A 19,192-nucleotide genomic window follows, 5' to 3' on the forward strand; every position below is an offset into this window, starting at 1 on the left:
CGGCGCGCGATCCGGCCCGGCTGCGGGCGCCCGCGCCGGCGGGCCGCCGACAACCTGCCGCGAACCGGAACAACCACACCAACTCGCTCTCCTGGAAGACCAGTTGAAACGAGCCACGCAGTGGACTGGACCTTGACTCGGAGCTGTGCGTACCGCTTTGCTGTGCGTGATCTTCCAGCCACTCCGACCAACTGCCCGCGTCCTGGAGGGAAACCCGCGGATGCCGCCCCCTCCGCCGCCCCTCGGCCGCGCCCGCAAGCGGGACGCCCAGCTCTTCGACCCCGCCCTCTGTGACACCGAACTCGTCGACGTGCGCGCACAGTTCACCCAGGGCCGCTGGGCCAAGGCGCGCTCCCTCCTCGTCACCACGGGGGACGACTGGGACCGCCGCGGGCACCGCCTCGTGGTCCTCGCCGAAACCCCGGCCGCCACCGCCTGGGCGCGCGAATGGCTCCTCGCCGAACCGGAGAGCGCCGACGCCGTCACCCTCCTCGCCTGCGCGGCCGTCTTCGGCGCCCTGCGCCGCAAGGGCACCCCCGAGGCCGCCGAGGAGGCCTGCCGCCGCGCCGCGGCCCTGCTCCCGGCCGACCCCACCCCCTGGCTCGGCCTGCTGCTCCTCACCCGGGCCTTCGGCACCGAGGAGGAGTTCAGCCGCCACTTCGACCAGGTCCGGGCCCGCCACCGCGAGCACCACCACGCCCACCACCTGATGGTCTCCCGACTGGCCGAACGGGCACCCGCCGCCGGCAGCGACCCGCTCCACGAGGTCTACGACTTCGCCGCCTGGGCCGCCGAGGAGTCCCCGGCCGACTCCCCGCTCGCCGTCCTCCCCGTCATCGCGCACGCCGAGCGCTACCGCGTCCTCGCCACAGGGCAGGGCCGCGGCCCCGGCGCCGGAGCCGAGCACTGGTCCGGCCGCCGCGCCCGCCAGGTGCTGCGCTCCGCCTTCGACTGGTGGCTGGAGTGGGAGCGCGAGGACCACCCCCGCAACCGGGTGGACCTCAACTACCTCGCCCACGCCAAGCTCTGCGAGGGCCGCCCCGCCGAGGCCGCCGCCCTCTTCCAGCGCATCGGCAGCCACGCCACCCAGGCCCCCTGGTCCTACCCGGACCGCGACCCGCACAAGGCCTTCCTCGCCGCACGCAGCGCCGCGCTCGGCACCGCCTGACCCCGGCCCGGCCGGGGCCCGTACAGGCCCGTACCGGCCGGCACGAAGAGCTCCAGCCCGTACCGCCCAGCACGTACCGCTCAGAAAGTGCCGCCCAGTCCCCGCCTGAAAGGACACCCCCGCCATGCCGACGGGCAGATCCACCACGCTCACCGACCCGGCCGGCCAGGCCGAGATCCGTACGTACAAGGGCCAGGACCGGGCCCTGCGCGCCGACCGCCTCGGCACCGCGGGCCTGCTGCTCTCCGTGCTCGCCGCGAGCGCGCCCCTGATGGTCGTCGCGGGGGTCATGCCCACCACCTTCGGGGTCATGGGCATCGTCGGGCAGCCCCTGCTGTTCGTGATCCTCGGCGCCGTCCTCGCCCTCTTCAGCGTCGGCTACGCCGAGATGAGCCGGCACGTCCACAATGCCGGCGCCTTCTACGCCTACATCGCGCGCGGACTGGGCCCCACCGCGGGCGCGGGCGCCTCGTTCGTCGCCCTCGTCGCCTACAGCGCCATGCAGGTCGGCGTCTACGGCATCCTCGGCTTCGAGATCTCCGGCCTCTTCGCCACCTACCTCGACACCGAACTCGCCTGGTGGATACCGGCCCTGGCCGCCGTCGTCCTCACCGGCGCGCTCGGCTGGCTGAAGATCGACCTCAACGCCAAGGTCCTCGGCGTCCTCCTGCTCATCGAGGTCCTCCTCGTCGTCGTCTTCGACGTCGCCGCCCTCGGCAAGCCCGGCCCCGACGGCCTCTCGCTGCACGCCTTCAACCCCGAGACCCTCACCGGCGCGGGCCTCGGCACCGCCCTGTGCTTCTGCATCGCCGCCTTCGTCGGCTTCGAGCAGTCCCCGGTGTACGCCGAGGAGACCAGCAAGCCGCACATCGTCGTCTCCCGGGTGATGTTCCTCGCCGTCGGCTTCGTCGCCCTCTTCTTCGCCCTCAGCGCCTGGGCCCTCTCGGTTGCCACCGGGCCCGGCGAAGTGGTCAAGGCCTCCGCCGAAGCCGGTCCCGGCCTGCTCTTCCAGCTCACCGAGGCCCGGCTGGGCACCGCCTTCACCGACGTCCTGCACGTCCTGTTCGTGTCCGGCATGTTCGCGGCGATGCTCAGCTTCCACAACGTCGTCGCCCGCTACGCCTTCGCCATGGGCCGCGAGGGACTGCTCCCGGCAGCCTTCGGCCGCACCAACAAGGGCACCGGCGCCCCCGCCACCGGCTCGCTCCTGCAGACGGTGGTCTCCGTCGTGGTGGTCCTGGCCTTCGCGTTCACCGACGGCACGCCGGCCGGCGACCCCACCGTGCCCGTCCTGCACCTGTTCACCTGGATGGGCAGCGTCGGCGCCCTCGGCGTGACCCTCCTCATGGCCACCGCCTCCTTCGCGGTCATCGCCTTCTTCGTCCGCCGCGGCACCGCCGGCGCCCAGCTCTGGCGGCTCGGCGCGGCGGGCCTGGCCGGCCTCGCGCTGCTCGCCATCGTCGTCTACACGGTCAAGGACTTCGGCGTCCTGGTCGGCGCCCAGGAGGGCTCCGCGCTGAGCTGGGCCCTGCCCGGCATCATCGCCGCCGCCGCCCTCGTGGGCCTGGCGTACGGCCTCTTCCTGCGCTCCGGCCGCCCCGCGGTGCACGCCCGCATCGGCCTGGGCAACGAGGCCTTCCGCCTCGACCAGGCGGCGGAGTCGGCCGAAGCCGCGATCCCGGCCCCGCGCGGCTGACCCGACCTGTTCCGTACGTACGAAGAGGGGCCCCGCCACGGCGGGGCCCCTCTTCGCGCATCCCCTACGGGTCAGGCCTTCTTGACCACGCCGGACTTCAGCTGCATGGCACCGAAGCCGTCGATCTTGCAGTCGATGTCGTGCCCGTCGACCCCGTCGATGAGCCGGATGTTGCGCACCTTGGTACCGGCCTTGATCCCCGAGGGGCTGCCCTTGACCTTGAGCGCCTTGACGACGGTCACGGTGTCGCCGTCGCTCAGCACGTTCCCGACGGCGTCCTTCACGACCTGCTCGCCGGCGTCCGCGCCGTCCTCGGCGCCACCCTCGGCGGGCACCCACTCGTGCCCGCACTCGGGGCACACCACGAGTGCGTTCATCTCGTAGGTGTACTCACAGGAGCATTTCGGACAAGGAGGGAGGTTCTCGTTCATCCGGACAGAATATCCCGAACGGACCATCGGGATCCTCTGTGCCGAACCTGCCCCCAACGCAAAAAACCCCACGTGAAGTGGGGTTTTTGCTTGGTGTCCGAGGGGGGACTTGAACCCCCACGCCCGATAAAGGGCACTAGCACCTCAAGCTAGCGCGTCTGCCATTCCGCCACCCGGACAAGGTGTCTGTCTCGCGTCCCTCGCGGGCCGTTCCGACGTGGAAAACATTACCAAACATTCCGGGGTCCTCGATCACACCCCCCGGCGGCCGGGGATCGCCCTTGGGGGAAGCGGTCCGGGGCGCGAGGATGGAGGCAGTTCGGAACTGATCAGTGGGAGGAAGCAGCGTGAGCGAATCGGGCGCGGGCAGGACCGTCTCCGGCGAGGACGAGGTCGTCGACCTCTGCCGGGACCTCATCCGGATCGACACCAGCAACTACGGCGACCACTCGGGGCCCGGCGAGCGCAAGGCGGCCGAGTGGGTCGCCGAGCAGCTCGCCGAGGTCGGGCTGGAGCCGCAGATCTTCGAATCGCACAAGGGCCGCGCCTCGACCGTGGCGCGGATCGAGGGCGAGGACCCCTCCCGTCCGGCGCTGCTGATCCACGGGCACACCGACGTGGTCCCGGCCAACGCCGCCGACTGGACCTACGACCCCTTCGCGGGCGAGATCGCCGACGGCTGCGTGTGGGGCCGCGGCGCGGTCGACATGAAGGACATGGACGCGATGACGCTGGCCGTCGTGCGCGACCGCATGCGCAGCGGCCGCAAGCCCCCGCGCGACATCGTGCTGGCCTTCCTCGCGGACGAGGAGGCGGGCGGCACCTACGGCGCCCGGTACCTCGTCGACAAGCACCCCGACCTCTTCGAGGGGGTGACGGAGGCGATCGGCGAGGTCGGCGGCTTCTCGTTCACGGTGAACGAGAACCTGCGGCTGTACCTGGTGGAGACCGCCCAGAAGGGCATGCACTGGATGCGCCTGACGGTGGAGGGCACCGCCGGCCACGGATCCATGACCAACAACGACAACGCCATCACGGAGCTCTGCGAGGCCGTGGGGCGCCTGGGCCGCCACACCTGGCCCGTCCGGGTCACCAAGACCGTCCGGCACTTCCTGGACGAGCTCTCGGACGCGCTGGGCACCCCGCTGGACCCGGACGACATGGACGCCACGCTCGCCAAGCTCGGCGGCATCGCCAAGATGGTCGGCGCGACCCTGCGCAACTCCGCCGCCCCGACCATGCTCGGCGCCGGCTACAAGGTCAACGTCATCCCCGGCCAGGCCACCGCCCACGTGGACGGCCGCTTCCTGCCGGGCTACGAGGAGGAGTTCTTCGCCGACCTCGACCGGATCCTCGGGCCGCGCGTGAAGCGCGAGGACGTCCACGCGGACAAGGCGCTGGAGACGGCCTTCGACGGCAAGCTCGTGGACGCCATGCAGACCGCCCTGAAGGCGCACGACCCGATCGCCCGCGCGGTCCCGTACATGCTCTCCGGCGGTACGGACGCCAAGTCCTTCGACGACCTCGGGATCCGCTGCTTCGGCTTCGCCCCGCTCCAGCTTCCGCCGGAGCTGGACTTCGCCGGGATGTTCCACGGGGTGGACGAGCGGGTGCCGGTGGAGGGTCTGAAGTTCGGCGTCCGGGTGCTCGACCGGTTCATCGGCGAGTCCTGAGGCGCGCGGGGCGATCGATGAGGGCGTAGCTAACGCGCGGGAATCGGGAAGGTGTGCGGAATCCACTGAGAAGAGTGAATGCACTCATACGCTCGTAGCCCCGGTGATCCCTCCTCGTTACAGGTGGTGCGGTCCGCGGCTGGGACCGCGCTTGCCTACTAGGAGGAACAATGCTCAAGAAGGTTGCCGCCGCTGCGGCTGTCACCGGTGGTCTGGTTCTCGCGGGTGCGGGTCTGGCCGTCGCCGACGCTGGTGCCCAGGGTGCGGCCATCGGTTCGCCCGGTGTCCTGTCCGGCAACGTCGTCCAGGTTCCGGTCCACGTTCCCGTGAACGTCTGCGGTAACACGATCTCCGTGATCGGCCTGCTGAACCCGGCCTTCGGCAACACCTGCGTCAACGCCTGACGTTTCTGAAGTTCTCGGCCCCGGAGCGCATTCCAGCGCTCCGGGGCTGCCGGGCTTTAAGGGCCCGATGACGATCTTTCGGCGTACCAGGCGGGGGAGCCTGAGCAGCCTGTGCGCCGACCGTGAGTGCACGTGCGGAGCGCGTGCGTGCACGACGCACACACCAGGGGACGAAGTACAGATGCGACGACAGGTACAGGTCACCGGCAGGAAGACCTTGATCACCATGGCGGCCGCGGGGGGTCTGCTCGCGCTCGGAGGGGGTTACGCACACGCGGACTCCGGCGCTTCCGGCCGTGCCGCCCACTCACCGGGACTGCTGTCCGGGAACGCCCTCGAGGCCCCCGTGGACGCGCCGCTGAACGCCTGCGGGAACACGGTGACGGTGGTGGGGGCCCTGAACCCGGCCTTCGGAAACCACTGCGCGAACCTCTCCGGCCGCGGCCCGGGCCGCCCGCAGCACCCGACCCACCCCCAGCCCCCGACCCACCCCGAACACCCGGGCAACCCGGACGAGCCGTGCGACGAGGACACCGGCCCGGGTCACCCGGGCGGTCCCGGCGGCCACGGGAATCCGGGTGGACCGGGTGGGAGCGGCAACCCGGGTGGTCCGGGTGGCCACGGGAATCCGGGTGGACCGGGTGGGAACGGGAATCCGGGTGGTCCGGGTGGGAACGGGAATCCGGGTGGTCCGGGTGGGAACGGGAATCCGGGTGGTCCGGGTGGGAACGGCAACCCGGGCGGTCCCGGCGGTAACGGAACCCCGGGAGGGCCGGGTGGCAACGGCAACCCCGGCGGTCCGGGTACCGGGCAGCAGCCCGGAACTCCCTCCGGACCCGGGGCGGGTACCGGTACGGCTCCCGGCACCGGATCGGTGACCCCGGTGACGCACCCCGGCCAGGGGACCGGCACCGGAACCGGCCCGGCCCCGGCCGGGGGACTCGCCGCCACGGGCTCCGGTGACGTCCTCACCGCCGGACTGCCCCTGGCCGCGGGCATGCTGCTGGCCGGCGCCGTGCTCTACCGCCGGGCGCGCAGCGCGGCCTGACGGCCCTTCATGACGCGGGTCCCTCCCGGGGGGCCCGCGTCACCAGGTCGCGCGGACCTGACGGATGATCCGGCGGCGCAGTCGCACGCGGCGACTGCCGTCCCGAAGCAGGGTCAGCCGGTCGAGCTCCCAGTGCCCGTACTCGGCGTGTTCGGTCAGCAGGCGGGTCGTTTCCTGACGTGGAACCCCGCGGGGCACGTACAGGTCGACGAATTCGTATTCCGTCATCGCGTCCATTCTGCTCGGGGTGTCAAGGGTGCGCCGGTGGCGTGGACGACGTGGCGCAGTGCAGGAAGGTCGAAGTCCTGCGGGATCCATACCCAGATCAGCCCCGGTTGGACTCCCTCATGGCGGGATGCGCCGACGGCCCGAACGCGGATCCGCAGGCGGCGCTGCGCTCCTGAGCGCCAGCTCACTCGGATTCTGCGTGCGGGCAGAGCCCTGCTACGGATAGCTTTTGCACTATGTCTGATGCCGCTCTGCCCACTGTTGCCGAGGTACGCGCCGCCGCCGAGGCGGTCAAGGCCGCGCTCGACCGTCACCTCGCCGCGGTCGAGAGCAGGACCGGGGACGATGATCCGGACGTCTACGCCGCGTTCAACGAACTCGCCGCCGCCGCCGAGGAGTACGACGAACTCCTCTACGACCGGTACGACGAGGTCACCCCGTTCGAGATCCCCACTCCCGAGGACGGGCTCCCGTACACCGGCCCGGCCGAGCCCGCCGCCTTCAGCGTGCTCATCCGCCGCGACTACGCCGTCGTCGAACCGGCGCGCCTGATCGCCCAGGCCGAACGCGTCGTCGCGCACGACCGCGAGGCCGAACTCGCCCACGACGGCGGCACCGCCGACGCCCTCGGCGTGCTCTTCGGCGAGTACGAGCCGGATGAAATCGCCTCCCGCGCCAAGGACTTCGGGCTGGAGGAGGGCGATTCCACGCTGTGGATCGCCGCCTCGGAGGAGGTCGCGGAACCGGGGGAGTGGCTCAGTGCACCCTTCGCGCACATCGATCCGCAGGACGTCATGCACCGCTTCGACGTCAGCTCCGTCTTCGACGACGAAGAGGGCGGGGACGAGGACGAGGCCGGGGACGGCGAGCGCGCCGAGCGGGGCCTGACCACGGCCTGACCCCGCCCGCGCAAGACCTCGTACGGAACGCACGGCGGCCCCCGTCCCGGGTGGGACGGGGGCCGCCGTGCGTCGCGTCGACCCGGGCCGCGCCTACACGGACTCGGATGCGAGGAGTCCCCGCAGCAGCACCGTCAGGCGGGTCGTACGGGGCTTCGCCGGCACCTCCGCGACCGCGCGGGGCAGCGCCTGGTCCACCCCGTGCACCACGGACAGGTGCCGCTCGGCCCGGCCGAAGGCCGTGTACACCCAGTCCCGGGACAGGGCCTGAGCCGCGTCCCCGGGCAGCACGACGACCGCCGCGGGCCAGCGCGAGCCGACGGCCTGGTGCGCCGTCACCGCCCAGCCGTGCCGCACCTGCGACTCCACCCGCTCCTTCGGTACGACGATCCGCGCGCCCGCGGCTCCGGCCAGGTGCAGCCCCTGCGCGTCCGCCGACACCACCCGGGCCGGCAGCGCCCGCCCGGCGGAGGGCACGTGCACCACCCGGTCACCGGGGTCGAAGCCGCCGAACCGGCCGGGGCCCGGGTTCAGCCGCTCCTTGAGGGCCGCGTTGAGCGCGCGGGTGCCCGCCGCGCCGCCGTGGCCCGGGGTGATCACCTGGACGGCGTCCGCCGGGATGCCGAAGGCGCGGGGCACCGACTCGGCGACCAGCTGCACGGTCCGGTGCACCGCCTCCCCGGCGTCGCGGACCGGGACGATGACGACCTCCTTGCCGGGTGCGTCGACCTGGTTCAGCTCGCCGACCGCGATGGAGGAGACCAGCTCGCCGATCGGGCCCGGGTCCGGGATCCGGGAGACGAGCTGCGGGCAGGCACGCGCCGCGAGCACATCGGCGAAGACCCGGCCGGGACCCGCGGAGCCGAGCACCGCGGGGTCCCCGGACAGCACCAGGCGGGCCCCGTCGGGGACGGACTCCACCAGCAGGGCGGCCGTCTCCACGTCCAGCTGGGGGGCGTCCAGGACGATGAGCAGGTCCAGCGCGAACTGCCCGTCCGCGTCCCGCCCCGGGCCCTCGGCGCCGGACAGCAGGCCCGCCACGGTGACGGCCCCCTCGGCCGGGGCGTGCGCGGCCAGGCAGACCCGCAGGCCGAACTCCCGCGCGGCCGCGGCCAGTGCGCGGGGCTCGGCGCGGGCGGCCTCCCCGCCGGTGTGGGTGACCAGACCGTGCCCGGCGGCGGCGCGGACCAGTTCGGCGCCGGGGCCGGTGGCGGCCTTGTCCCAGTCGGCGGGGTCCGTGAAGGTGTTGGCGATGCGGGCCAGGCCCTCGGCGAGGCTCTCCTCGGCCATGGCGGAGCCCTCCAGGCCCACCAGGATCCGTACCGGCTGCTCCTCGTCCTCGGCGGACTCGCCGACGGGCGGTCCGACCGGCTCCTCGAAGGCCAGCGCGGCGCCCTCGCCGACGGCCGCCTCCAGGGCCTGCGCGGGGTCCGGAACGCCGTACTGGGCCAGGGCCGACTCCAGGGTGGGGGCCTCCAGCACGGTGTGGCCCTTGGCGGCGGCCTGGGCCAGCAGCCAGCTCACCAGGGCCGCGGCCCGCCGCTCGTCCCCGGGGCCGGTCGCCCCGGCGCCGAGCAGGGCGCGGGCGAACCCGTCGGCCTGGGTCGGCCGGACCCCGGCCACGGCCAGCAGCCGCCACGGGGACTCGGCGAGCTGCTCGGCGGCGTCCTCGCCGAGCGCGAGGGCGGCCTGCGGGGCGAGGGCCTCGGGGGCTCCGCCGCGCGCCAGGACGGCGCGGATCGCCTGGACGGCGTCGGGGGAGGGGGCGGTCGCCTGCGGCGCGGGTGCGGGGGTGGGGGCGGACGCCGGGGTGCGCGCCGGGGCGGGCGCGGGGGTGGAGAGCGGCGTGCGGGGCGCCGGGGGCGCGCTGAACGCGGCCGGGGGCTTGCCGCCGCTCTCCACGGCCCGTACGGCGGCCAGCAGGTCGGCGGCCGTGCCGCTGAGCTTGGCGCCGGACTCGACGGGGGCTTCGCGTTCCGCCTTGCGGCGGGCGATGCGCTCCCGCTCGATCTTCTGGGCGGCCAGTTCCGCGGCGGCTTCGCTGAGCTGAGGTGCGGCCTCGGCGGCCCCGTCCGCGCCGGCGGCGGCTCCTGCCTCCGCTTCCGGGTCCGCGGCGGAGTCCGCTTCCGCCTCCGGGTCGGCTTCCGCTTCCGGGGCGGTGTCGGCTTCCTCATCGGCGTCCGCTTCCGGGTCCGTCCCGGGCTCCGCTGCGGCGTCGGCGTCGGCGGTGGTGAGCCCTGCGGGGCTTTCCCCCACCCCGCCCCTTCCCGAAACCGGGTGCTCCGCCCCCGGACCCCCGGCCGGTTCCCCGGCTCCGCCGGCCTGGGCCTCGCCCTCGGCCTCGGCGGGGCTGTCCTGCCCCCCGGCTCCGTCGGCGTCGCCGGCCTGGGCTTCGGCCTTGGGCTCGGCGGGGCTGTCCTGCCCCCCGGCTCCGTCGGCGTCGCCGGCCTGGGCTTCGGCCTTGGGCTCGGCGGGGCTGTCCTGCCCCCCGGCTCCGCCGGCTCCGTCGGCCTGCGTTTCGCCCTCGGCGGGGCTGTCCTGTCCCCCGGCTTCGGCGGCGTCGACGGCCTGGGCTTCGGCCTCGGGCTCGGTGGGGGCGTCCTGCGGGGCGTCCGGTGCCGGGGCCGCGTCGGCTTCGGCCGGGGGCGCCGGGGCAGCGGCGTCGGCCGGTTCTGCCGCGGCAGCGGGGTCGCTCACAAGGTGCTCCAGTCCTGATCGGGGTAGCGGTGGACGGGCGCCGAGACGTCGTCCAGCGCTTGGCGGATCTCCTCCGGAAGACTAAGGGCCTCCACCGACAGGGCCTGCCCGAGCTGCGCCGACGTGCGCGCGCCGACGATCGGCGCGGCCACCCCGGGGCGGTCCCGGACCCAGGCCAGGGCCACGTGCAGCGGGGTCACCGCGAGGCCGTGGGCGGCCGTGGCCACCGCGTCCACGATCCGGCTCGCCGCCTCGTCCAGGTAGGGGTCCACGAAGGCGGCCAGGGTCTCCGAGGCGCCCCGGGAGTCCGCGGGGGTGCCCGACCGGTACTTGCCCGTCAGGACGCCCCGGCCGAGGGGGGAGGACGGGAGGAGGGACAGGCCCAGGTCCAGCGCCGCCGGGACCACCTCGCGCTCCACGCCGCGCTGGAGCAGGGAGTACTCCATCTGTGTCGAGGCCAGCCGGGTCCGTACCCCCGGCGCCGCGAGCTGCCAGGTCGCCGCCTTCGCGAGCTGCCAGCCGCTGAAGTTCGACACGCCCGCGTACCGGGCCCGGCCGCTGCTCACCGCGATGTCCAGGGCCTGGAGGGTCTCCTCCAGCGGGGTCCAGGGGTCGAAGGCGTGGACCTGCCAGAGGTCGACGTAGTCCGTGTCCAGCCGGGACAGGGAGTCGTCCAGGGCGGCGAGGAGATGGCCGCGCGAGGCATCGAAACGGCGGTCCGGATCCGCGACCCCGCCCGCCTTCGTCGCGATCACCAGATCCCGCCGCGGGACCACGGAACCGATCAACTGCCCGAGGAGGTACTCGGCCTCCCCGCCCCCGTACACGTCGGCGGTGTCCACGAGCGTGCCGCCCGCGTTCCAGAACGTCTTCAACTGCGCGGCCGCTTCCGCCTCGTCCGGTCCGTCCGCCGACCGGCCCCAGGTCAGTGTGCCGAGACCGATCCGGGAGACGCGCAGTCCGGTGCGGCCGAGATGCCTCTGCTCCATGAGGGCTGAGACTACTGCGGCGCTGACGCGGGGCACCTGGGCGCGCTACAGTCCCCGCAGACCCACGTTACTGATCGGTAAACAGGCAAGGGGACCACACATGCGGCTCGGCATCAATCTCGGCTACTGGGGCGCTGGCATGGACGCCGACAACCTGGCCGTCGCGCAGGAGGCCGACCGGCTCGGCTACGACGTCTGCTGGGCCGCGGAGGCCTACGGCTCCGACGCGCCGACCGTGCTCGCCTGGGTCGCGGCCCAGACCGAGCGCATCGACGTCGGCTCCGCGATCCTGCAGATCCCGGCCCGTCAGCCGGCCATGACGGCCATGACGGCCGCCACCCTCGACTCCCTCACCAAGGGCCGCTTCCGGCTCGGCCTCGGCGTCTCCGGACCGCAGGTGTCCGAAGGCTGGTACGGCGTGAAGTTCGACAAGCCGCTCGCGCGGACCCGCGAGTACGTGGAGATCGTCCGCAAGGCCATGACCCGCGAGCGGCTCTCGTACGAGGGCGAGCACTGGACGCTGCCGCTGCCCGGCGGGCCGGGCAAGCCGCTCAAGCTGACCGTGCACCCCGAGCGCGAGCACATTCCGCTCTACATCGCCGCCATCGGGCCGAAGAACCTGGAGCAGACCGGCGAGATCGCCGACGGCGCCCTGCTGATCTTCCCGGCCGCCGAGCACCTGGAGGCCACCGCCCTCACCCACATCCGGGCGGGCCGCGAGAAGGCCGGCCTGACGATGGACGGCTTCGACGTCTGCCCGACCGTGCCGCTGGCCCTCGGCGAGGACGTGGCAGGCCTCGCCGACATGTTCCGCCCGTACACCGCCCTGTACGTGGGCGGCATGGGCAGCCGCAAGCAGAACTTCTACAACCAGCTCGCCCAGCGCATGGGCTACGAGAAGGAGGCCGCCGAGATCCAGGACAAGTACCTGGCCGGCGACAAGCAGGGCGCGGCCGCCGCGGTCCCGCACTCGCTGATCGACTCCACCACCCTGCTGGGCCCGGTGGAGCGCATCGCCGACGGGATGAAGGCCTACGCGGAGGCGGGTGTCACCACCCTGACGCTCGCCCCGGCCGGCTTCACCCTGGAGGAGCGCACCGCCGCACTGCGGGCGGGCGTCGAGGCCATGGAGCTCGCCGGACTGGCCTGAGCGGAGCAGCGGGGCCGGAGCAAGCCCGGGCCCGGAGGTCTGCGGCCGTGGTGGGGGCTCGGGGGGTCTTCCCCGCCACGGCCGACACAGCCAACAACGCACCGGACGACCCCCGGGTTACGCACCGGGCGTCATCTCGGGGCTTCGTTCATTCGGACGAGCGGCGCGCCCCGCGGGTTGCCCGCCCGGGCAGGCGGCGTTTGACTCGATGCATGCTCTCTGCGCGCAGCCTGTTCCAGGAGATCGTCGAGAACGACGAGTCCTTCCAGCTGTTCTGTTCCATCGCCGCCAGCGGGGAGTCCCAGGGCGGCTGGGAGAACGCCCGGATCGCGGCCCTGGTGCCCGAAGGCATGCGCGATCTCGGACCCAAGATCACCCGGCACGGGGCCGACGAGGACAAACACGGCCGGATCTTCAACGCCCTGCTGCGCAAGCGCGGCCTGCCGCCCGTCCCGGTCCCGCCCGAGACCGACTACACGATGCTGCTGGAGCGCCGCGGCATCGGCCTCGCACACGACAAGCTCCGCCGCGACGAGCCCCTGACCGAGCGCGACATCACCGTCTACCTCGCGCACAGCCGGGTCACCGAACAGCGCGCCGCCGACCAGATGGACATGCTGGTCAGGCACTTCGGGGACCACCCCGAGCTCGGCAAGGCCATTCGCATGATCAGCCACGACGAGGACAACCACCTGGCCTACTGCCACGAGGAGCTGCTGCGCCTCGCCCGCGGGGGCCACGGCCGCACCATCCAGCAGGTGCTGCGGGAGAGCGCGCTCGTCGAGATCGGCGTCTACCGGGACGTGAGCCTGGCCGTGATGGGTCACATGGGGCGGATCCTGCACTGGCCCGCACCGAAGGCGGCCGCGCTGGCCGCCGGGATCCGGGGCATGTACGCGTACGAGCGGCTGGCCGGCTGGCACCGGATGGTCTCCCTGCGCCGGCCGGCCCGCTCGAACGCGCTGGGCGGCCCGGTGACCACGGCGGCCGAGTTCGCGTAGCGGACCGGCCGGGGGCGGTCGGAGCCCACCGCGGGTCGGAGCCGGCCGCAGGTCAGAACCAGCCGCGGGTCGGAGCCCACCGCGGGTCGGAGCCGGCCGCGGGTCAGAGCCAGCCGCGGCGCTTGAACATCCGGTGCAGGCCCAGACACAGGGCCACCATCACCAGTACCACCAGCGGATAGCCCCACCGGTGCTTGAGCTCCGGCATGTGCTCGAAGTTCATCCCGTAGATCCCCGCCACCATCGTCGGCACCGCCGCCATGGCGGCCCAGGCCGAGATCTTGCGCATGTCGTCGTTCTGCCGGACGCCCATCTGTGCCAGGTGCGCGGCCAGCGCGTCCGAGAGCAGCCGGTCCAGGCCCTCGATGTACTCGTTCGCCTTGGTCAGATGGTCGGCGACGTCGCGGAAGAACGGCTGGGCGTGCTCGTGCACGAAGGGCACGTTCCCGAAGGCGAGCCGGTCCATCGGCGCGAGCAGCGGACTCGTGGCCCGGCGGAACTCCAGGACCTGCCGCTTGAACCCGTAGATCCGGGCGGCGGTGTTCTTGCTGTCCGAGGGGTTCGGAGCGAAGACCTCCGCCTCCAGCTCCTCCAGATCCGCCTGGAGCTCGGCGGCCACCTCGATGTAGTGGTCCACCACCGCGTCCGCGACCGCGTACAGCACCGCCGTGGGGCCGTGCTTGAGCACCTCGGGCTCGTGCTCCAGCCGGTGCCGCACCGCGGCCAGCGCGGCCCCCTCGCCGTGCCGGACGGTGACGACGAAGGAATCGCCGATGAAGACCATCAGCTCGCCCGTGCTCACCGTGTCCGAGGCGTCGTCGTACATCACCGGCTTGAGGACCACGAACAGCGAATCGTCGTAGACCTCCATCTTCGGCCGCTGGTGCGCGGTCAGCGCGTCCTCCACTGCCAGCGGGTGCAGCCCGAACTCGTGGCTGACGTGCTCGAACTCCTTCTCCGTCGGTTCGTACATGCCCACCCAGAGGAAGGCGTCACCGGTGGCACGCGCCTCTTCGAGGGCATCGGAGAAGTCGTCGGGCGCCGCGGAGCGGCGGCCTTCGCGGTACATGGCGCAGTCCACAATCACCCGCGCATTGTTCCCTGCCCCGGCCCCGACCGCACGCCGACGGCACCGCATACCCTTCTGCCATGGCCACGCTGATCCTCGTACGACACGGGCGGTCCACCGCCAACACCGCAGGGCTGCTCGCCGGATGGACCCCGGGGGTGACCCTCGACGAGCACGGAGCCGCACAGGCCGCCGCGCTGCCCGGGCGGCTCGCCGCCGTGCCCCTCGCCGCAGCCGTCACCAGCCCGCTGGAGCGGTGCGCCGAGACCCTGGCCCCGCTGCTCGCGGCCCGGCCCGGACTCGCCCTGCACACCGACGAGCGGATCGGCGAGTGCCACTACGGCGACTGGTCGGGCCGCAAACTCTCCGAACTGTCCGAGGAACCGCTGATGCGCATCGTCCAGCAGCACCCCTCGGCCGCCGCCTTCCCCGGCGGCGAGTCCATGCGCGCCATGCAGGCCCGCGCCGTGGACGCCGTCCGCGACTGGAACGCGCGGATCGAGGAGGAGCACGGCACCGACGCCGTGTTCCTGATGTGCTCGCACGGGGACATCATCAAGTCCCTTGTCGCGGACGCCCTCGGCATGCACCTCGACCTCTTCCAGCGGATCCACGTCGACCCCTGCTCGGTCACCGCGATCCGCTACACGCCGACCCGGCCCTTCCTGCTCCGGCTCGGCGACACCGGCGACTTCGCCTCGTTCGCACCCCGCGAAAAGGCCTCCCCGGACGCCGCGGCGGCCCAGGACGCCGCGGAAGCGGGCGGCGAGGCGGTCGTAGGGGGTGGTGCGGGCGCGGTGTGATCGAACGGCGCAGTAGGGTGGACGGGCCAACCCATGGGCGCAGCCCTGCCCCTGCTGCCGACGCTTGGAGACTGGACGTGCCCCGTCAGGTGTTCCTCTACGACCCACCGGACCGTTTCGTGGCCGGCACGGTCGGCCTGCCTGGACGCCGTACGTTCTTCCTGCAGGCCTCCACCGGCCCCCGCGTCACCTCCGTCTCCCTGGAGAAGACCCAGGTGGCGGCGCTCGCGGAGCGGATGGAAGAGCTGCTGGACGAGGTCGTACGGCGCACCGGGGGCAATGCCCCCGTCCCGGCCGTGGCCCCCGCCGAGGCGACCGACACCGCGCCCCTCGACGTCCCCGTCGAGGAGGAGTTCCGCGTCGGCACCATGGCCCTGGCCTGGGACGGCGAGGACCAGCGCATGATCGTCGAGGCGCAGGCCCTGGTGGAACTCGACGCCGACTCCGAGGAAGACCTCGCCGAGGCGGAGGAGCGGCTGCTCCAGGACGAGGAGAACGGTCCGCCGATGCTCCGGGTCCGCCTCACCGGCGCCCAGGCCCGGGCCTTCACCAAGCGGGCCCTGGACGTGGTCAACGCGGGCAGGCCGCCGTGCCCGCTGTGCAGCCTCCCGCTGGACCCCGAAGGGCACGTCTGCCCGCGCCAGAACGGCTACCGGCGCCAAGCGTGAACACGACGGGGGAAACGGCGGAACGGGAAGCACTGCTGGCCCACGGGGAACTCACCGTCGTCGGCCGGATCCGGGAGGCGTCCAACGCCGTCCTGCTCTGCACCGTCACGCACGACGGCGCCAGCACCGACTGCGTGTACAAGCCGGTCAAGGGCGAGCGCCCGCTGTGGGACTTCCCCGACGGCAACCTCGCCCAGCGCGAAGTCGCCGCCTACCTGGTCTCCGAGGCCACCGGCTGGGGGCTCGTGCCCCCGACCGTGCTGCGCGACGGACCGTACGGCGAGGGCATGGTCCAGCAGTGGATCGAGACCGGGGAGTCCCCGGAGGCCGAGCTGCTCGGCCTCGTGGACGGCGAGGAGGCGGGGGAGGGCTGGAAGCCCGTCGCCTTCGCCGAGGTCGGCGAGGGCCGCACCGCGCTCCTCGTGCACGCCGACGACGAGCGGCTGCGCCGGATGTCCGTCCTCGACGCCGTGGTCAACAACGGCGACCGCAAGGGCGGCCACCTGCTGCCCGCCCCCGACGGACGCATCTACGGCATCGACCACGGCGTGACCTTCCACACCGAGGACAAACTGCGCACCCTGCTCTGGGGCTGGGCGGGGGAGCCTCTGACGGAGGAAGCGGGGACGGTCCTGACCGCCCTGGAGGCCGCACTGGCCGCCGGGCAGCCCCTCGCCACCCGACTGGCCGAACTGGTCACCACCGCCGAGCTGGCCGCCGTACGGGCCCGCGTGGCCCTGCTGCTGCGCACCGGGAAGCATCCGCAGCCCTCGGGGCAGTGGCCCGCGATCCCCTGGCCGCCCGTCTGACCGGGCCGGGGCACGCAGCGGGCCACACGCACAGAACCGGCCATGGCGCAAGAGCGCCGATCCGGACAACAGTGCAGGTCCGGTTCGTTTTCGGAACACCCGTCCGGTTAGGCTCGAGACATGCATGCCTGGCCCGCTTCTGAGGTCCCCGCCCTGCCTGGCAAGGGCCGCGACCTCCAGATCCACGACACCGCGACCCAGGGGACGATCACCCTCGCCCCCGGTCCCGTCGCCCGTATCTACGTCTGCGGGATCACCCCGTACGACGCGACCCACATCGGTCACGCGGCGACCTACAACGCGTTCGACCTCGTGCAGCGCGTGTGGCTCGACACCAAGCGGCAGGTCATCTACGTCCAGAACGTCACGGACGTCGACGATCCCCTGCTGGAGCGGGCCCTGCGCGACAACCAGGACTGGACCGAGCTCGCGGAACGCGAGACGGCCCTCTTCCGCGAGGACATGACCGCCCTGCGGATGCTGCCGCCCCAGCACTACATCGGCGCCGTCGAGGCCATACCCGGCATCGTGCCGCTGGTCGAGCGGCTGCGCGACGCGGGCGCCGCCTACGAGCTCGACGGCGACGTCTACTTCTCGATCGAGTCCGACCCGAACTTCGGCAAGGTGTCCAACCTGGACGCCGAGGCGATGCGGCTGCTTTCGGCCGAGCGCGGCGGCGACCCCGACCGCGCGGGCAAGAAGAACCCCCTCGACCCGATGCTCTGGATGGCGGCCCGCCCGGGCGAGCCGAGCTGGGACGGCGGCTCGCTGGGCCGCGGCCGGCCCGGTTGGCACATCGAGTGCGTGGCCATCGCCCTGGACCACCTGGGGATGACCTTCGACATCCAGGGCGGCGGCTCCGACCTGGCCTTCCCGCACCACGAGATGGGCGCCTCGCACGCCCAGGTCCTGACGGGCGAGTTCCCGATGGCCAAGGCGTACGTACACGCCGGGATGGTCGCCCTGCACGGCGAGAAGATGTCGAAGTCCAAGGGCAACCTGGTCTTCGTGTCGGCGCTGCGCCGGGCCGGCGTGGACCCGGCGGCGATCCGCCTGGCCCTGCTCTCGCACCACTACCGCGCGGACTGGGAGTGGACCGACGAGGTCCTCGCGGAGGCGGTGGCCCGGCTGGGGCGCTGGCGCGCGGCCGTCTCCCGCCCCGACGGCATCCCGGCCGACGACCTGGTCGAGGAGGTCCGCGAGGCCCTCTCCGACGACCTGAACGCGCCTGCCGCCCTCGCGGCGGTGGACCGCTGGGTCGAGCGACAGCTCGTCACCGACGGCGACGACGAGTCGGCGCCGGGCCTCGTCTCCCGCACGGTCGACGCCCTGCTGGGCGTGGCCCTGTAAGCACCCGGGCGAAGTCCGGGGCATGGCGAAAGGGCGGGGCGGGGAGAAGATCCCCCGCCCCGCCCTCGTCGTACGGCTACGCCTCCGGAGGCGTTCCCTCCTCGTCCGGCGAGGCTGCCGGAGGGGCCGGGGGCTCGTCCCCGGAACCGGACGGCTCCGGCTTCCGCTTCGGCGGCCGTGTCAGCCCGCCGGAGGTGTCCCGCAGGTACGACCCGTCCCCCGGCTCCGCGCCGGACGGATCCCGCCGCCGCAAGTACCGCTCGAACTCGCGGGCGATCGCGTCCCCGGACGCCTCGGGCAGGTCCGCGGTGTCCCGCGCCTCCTCCAGCGTCTGGACGTACTCCGCCACCTCGCTGTCCTCGGCGGCCAGTTGGTCCACGCCCAGCTGCCACGCCCGCGCGTCCTCGGGGAGTTCGCCCAGCGGGATCCGGATGTCGATCAGGTCCTCCAGCCGGTTCAGCAGCGCCAGCGTCGCCTTCGGGTTCGGCGGCTGCGACACGTAGTGCGGCACCGCCGCCCACAGGGACACCGCCGGCACCCCGGCGTGGGTGCAGGCCTCCTGCAGGATGCCCACGATCCCCGTCGGGCCCTCGTACTTGGTCTCCTCCAGGTCCATCGTCCGCGCCAGATCCGCGTCCGAGGTCACCCCGCTGACCGGCACCGGGCGGGTGTGCGGGGTGTCGCCCAGCAGCGCCCCCAGGATGACGACCATCTCCACGCCCAGCTCGTGGGCGAAGCCCAGGATCTCGTTGCAGAACGAACGCCACCGCATGGACGGTTCGATGCCCCGCACCAGCACCAGGTCGCGCGGTTTGGTCCCGCCGATCCGGACCACCGACAGCCGGGTCGTCGGCCACGTGATCTTGCGTACCCCGTTGTCCAGCCACACCGTCGGCCGGTTGACCTGGAAGTCGTAGTAGTCCTCGGCGTCCAGAGCCGCGAAGACCTCGCCCTTCCACTCCCGGTCCAGGTGTGCGACCGCACCGGAGGCCGCGTCACCCGCGTCGTTCCAGCCCTCGAACGCGGCCACCATGACCGGGTCGATCAGCTCGGGCACGCCCTCAAGCTCGATCACCCAGGTCTCCTTCCGAAGTTCCCTTGTGTACGTG

At 73.0% G+C, this 19,192-nt stretch carries 18 protein-coding genes, 1 tRNA gene and 1 pseudogene; 13 read left to right on the forward strand and 7 right to left on the reverse strand.

The window, feature by feature from the left end:
- Positions 1-220 precede the first annotated feature (220 nt).
- Both ACZ60J_RS24890 and ACZ60J_RS24895 read left to right on the forward strand, forming a co-directional pair.
- Complete coding sequence (locus tag ACZ60J_RS24890) at positions 221-1,168, forward strand: hypothetical protein (RefSeq protein WP_469685076.1); 948 nt, start codon at positions 221-223, stop codon at positions 1,166-1,168.
- Between the two features lie 124 nt (positions 1,169-1,292).
- Positions 1,293-2,864 carry an APC family permease gene (locus tag ACZ60J_RS24895; protein WP_469685078.1) on the forward strand — a complete coding sequence of 524 codons (1,572 nt, stop codon included), beginning with the start codon at positions 1,293-1,295 and terminating at the stop codon, positions 2,862-2,864.
- Positions 2,865-2,935: 71 nt separating this feature from the next.
- Here ACZ60J_RS24895 and ACZ60J_RS24900 read toward each other — a convergent pair whose 3' ends face one another.
- On the reverse strand, positions 2,936-3,295 hold the full coding sequence (locus ACZ60J_RS24900; protein WP_469685080.1) for a zinc ribbon domain-containing protein YjdM: 360 nt from the start codon (positions 3,293-3,295) through the stop codon (positions 2,936-2,938).
- Between the two features lie 91 nt (positions 3,296-3,386).
- A tRNA-Leu gene (locus tag ACZ60J_RS24905) sits at positions 3,387-3,474 on the reverse strand.
- Positions 3,475-3,642: 168 nt separating this feature from the next.
- On the opposite strand from ACZ60J_RS24905, the gene ACZ60J_RS24910 reads away from it, so the two are divergent.
- From ACZ60J_RS24910 to ACZ60J_RS24925, 4 genes and pseudogenes are all read left to right on the forward strand, one after another.
- Positions 3,643-4,968 carry a M20/M25/M40 family metallo-hydrolase gene (locus ACZ60J_RS24910; protein ID WP_469685082.1) on the forward strand — a complete coding sequence of 442 codons (1,326 nt, stop codon included), beginning with the start codon at positions 3,643-3,645 and terminating at the stop codon, positions 4,966-4,968.
- 170 nt (positions 4,969-5,138) lie between these two features.
- Positions 5,139-5,372: a chaplin ChpH gene (gene chpH, locus ACZ60J_RS24915; protein WP_250740333.1), complete on the forward strand. Its 234-nt coding sequence runs from the start codon at positions 5,139-5,141 to the stop codon at positions 5,370-5,372.
- Positions 5,373-5,598: 226 nt separating this feature from the next.
- Positions 5,599-5,790, forward strand: a pseudogene (locus tag ACZ60J_RS24920) (chaplin); the annotation flags it as partial.
- Between the two features lie 465 nt (positions 5,791-6,255).
- A complete protein-coding gene (locus tag ACZ60J_RS24925; RefSeq protein ID WP_469685617.1) occupies positions 6,256-6,420 on the forward strand; it encodes a hypothetical protein in 165 nt (54 codons plus the stop codon).
- Positions 6,421-6,459: 39 nt separating this feature from the next.
- Here the strand turns inward: ACZ60J_RS24925 and ACZ60J_RS24930 are convergent, their stop codons facing one another.
- Positions 6,460-6,648 (reverse strand): DUF5703 family protein, encoded by a 189-nt coding sequence (locus ACZ60J_RS24930; protein ID WP_469685084.1) that lies wholly within the window; start codon positions 6,646-6,648, stop codon positions 6,460-6,462.
- Between the two features lie 236 nt (positions 6,649-6,884).
- Here ACZ60J_RS24930 and ACZ60J_RS24935 point away from each other — a divergent pair, with 236 nt between their 5' ends.
- A complete protein-coding gene (locus tag ACZ60J_RS24935) occupies positions 6,885-7,547 on the forward strand; it encodes a hypothetical protein (RefSeq protein WP_469685086.1) in 663 nt (220 codons plus the stop codon).
- A 93-nt stretch (positions 7,548-7,640) separates the two neighbouring features.
- On the opposite strand, the gene ACZ60J_RS24940 is transcribed toward ACZ60J_RS24935, so the two are convergent.
- Both ACZ60J_RS24940 and ACZ60J_RS24945 read right to left on the reverse strand, forming a co-directional pair.
- Complete coding sequence (locus ACZ60J_RS24940) at positions 7,641-9,803, reverse strand: helix-hairpin-helix domain-containing protein (RefSeq protein ID WP_469685603.1); 2,163 nt, start codon at positions 9,801-9,803, stop codon at positions 7,641-7,643.
- A gap of 437 nt (positions 9,804-10,240) precedes the next feature.
- Positions 10,241-11,233, reverse strand: coding sequence for an aldo/keto reductase (locus ACZ60J_RS24945; protein WP_250740338.1), 993 nt, complete (start codon positions 11,231-11,233; stop codon positions 10,241-10,243).
- A 100-nt stretch (positions 11,234-11,333) separates the two neighbouring features.
- Here ACZ60J_RS24945 and ACZ60J_RS24950 point away from each other — a divergent pair, with 100 nt between their 5' ends.
- On the forward strand, positions 11,334-12,383 hold the full coding sequence (locus ACZ60J_RS24950) for an LLM class F420-dependent oxidoreductase (RefSeq protein ID WP_469685088.1): 1,050 nt from the start codon (positions 11,334-11,336) through the stop codon (positions 12,381-12,383).
- A gap of 212 nt (positions 12,384-12,595) precedes the next feature.
- On the forward strand, positions 12,596-13,384 hold the full coding sequence (locus ACZ60J_RS24955; protein ID WP_469685089.1) for a ferritin-like domain-containing protein: 789 nt from the start codon (positions 12,596-12,598) through the stop codon (positions 13,382-13,384).
- 103 nt (positions 13,385-13,487) lie between these two features.
- On the opposite strand, the gene corA is transcribed toward ACZ60J_RS24955, so the two are convergent.
- Positions 13,488-14,471, reverse strand: a complete 984-nt coding sequence (gene corA / locus ACZ60J_RS24960) for a magnesium/cobalt transporter CorA (protein ID WP_469685090.1) — start codon at positions 14,469-14,471, stop codon at positions 13,488-13,490.
- A 62-nt stretch (positions 14,472-14,533) separates the two neighbouring features.
- Here corA and ACZ60J_RS24965 point away from each other — a divergent pair, with 62 nt between their 5' ends.
- From ACZ60J_RS24965 to mshC, 4 genes are all read left to right on the forward strand, one after another.
- Positions 14,534-15,256 (forward strand): histidine phosphatase family protein, encoded by a 723-nt coding sequence (locus ACZ60J_RS24965; protein ID WP_469685092.1) that lies wholly within the window; start codon positions 14,534-14,536, stop codon positions 15,254-15,256.
- A 77-nt stretch (positions 15,257-15,333) separates the two neighbouring features.
- Positions 15,334-15,924 carry a DUF3090 domain-containing protein gene (locus ACZ60J_RS24970; protein WP_243333987.1) on the forward strand — a complete coding sequence of 197 codons (591 nt, stop codon included), beginning with the start codon at positions 15,334-15,336 and terminating at the stop codon, positions 15,922-15,924.
- On the forward strand, positions 15,921-16,733 hold the full coding sequence (locus ACZ60J_RS24975; RefSeq protein WP_469685093.1) for an SCO1664 family protein: 813 nt from the start codon (positions 15,921-15,923) through the stop codon (positions 16,731-16,733). Before ACZ60J_RS24970 ends, ACZ60J_RS24975 begins: the two co-directional genes overlap by 4 nt.
- A 120-nt stretch (positions 16,734-16,853) precedes the next feature.
- On the forward strand, positions 16,854-18,083 hold the full coding sequence (mshC, locus tag ACZ60J_RS24980) for a cysteine--1-D-myo-inosityl 2-amino-2-deoxy-alpha-D-glucopyranoside ligase (RefSeq protein WP_469685095.1): 1,230 nt from the start codon (positions 16,854-16,856) through the stop codon (positions 18,081-18,083).
- A gap of 76 nt (positions 18,084-18,159) precedes the next feature.
- Here mshC and ACZ60J_RS24985 read toward each other — a convergent pair whose 3' ends face one another.
- Positions 18,160-19,158 (reverse strand): PAC2 family protein, encoded by a 999-nt coding sequence (locus ACZ60J_RS24985; RefSeq protein WP_469685097.1) that lies wholly within the window; start codon positions 19,156-19,158, stop codon positions 18,160-18,162.
- Between the last annotated feature and the right edge of the window lie 34 nt (positions 19,159-19,192).

This window comes from Streptomyces sp. NPDC104226, assembly GCF_055584085.1.

What these genes read in the sequence shown, in the direction of transcription:
- ACZ60J_RS24900 (WP_469685080.1), bottom strand. Translation starts at nt 3,295, where the DNA reads ATGAACGAGAACCTCCCTCCTTGTCCGAAATGCTCCTGTGAGTACACC.
- ACZ60J_RS24930 (WP_469685084.1), bottom strand. Translation starts at nt 6,648, where the DNA reads ATGACGGAATACGAATTCGTCGACCTGTACGTGCCCCGCGGGGTTCCA.
- mshC (WP_469685095.1), top strand. Translation starts at nt 16,854, where the DNA reads ATGCATGCCTGGCCCGCTTCTGAGGTCCCCGCCCTGCCTGGCAAGGGC.
- ACZ60J_RS24950 (WP_469685088.1), top strand. Translation starts at nt 11,334, where the DNA reads ATGCGGCTCGGCATCAATCTCGGCTACTGGGGCGCTGGCATGGACGCC.
- ACZ60J_RS24890 (WP_469685076.1), top strand. Translation starts at nt 221, where the DNA reads ATGCCGCCCCCTCCGCCGCCCCTCGGCCGCGCCCGCAAGCGGGACGCC.
- ACZ60J_RS24945 (WP_250740338.1), bottom strand. Translation starts at nt 11,233, where the DNA reads ATGGAGCAGAGGCATCTCGGCCGCACCGGACTGCGCGTCTCCCGGATC.
- chpH (WP_250740333.1), top strand. Translation starts at nt 5,139, where the DNA reads ATGCTCAAGAAGGTTGCCGCCGCTGCGGCTGTCACCGGTGGTCTGGTT.
- ACZ60J_RS24955 (WP_469685089.1), top strand. Translation starts at nt 12,596, where the DNA reads ATGCTCTCTGCGCGCAGCCTGTTCCAGGAGATCGTCGAGAACGACGAG.
- ACZ60J_RS24895 (WP_469685078.1), top strand. Translation starts at nt 1,293, where the DNA reads ATGCCGACGGGCAGATCCACCACGCTCACCGACCCGGCCGGCCAGGCC.
- ACZ60J_RS24935 (WP_469685086.1), top strand. Translation starts at nt 6,885, where the DNA reads ATGTCTGATGCCGCTCTGCCCACTGTTGCCGAGGTACGCGCCGCCGCC.
- ACZ60J_RS24965 (WP_469685092.1), top strand. Translation starts at nt 14,534, where the DNA reads ATGGCCACGCTGATCCTCGTACGACACGGGCGGTCCACCGCCAACACC.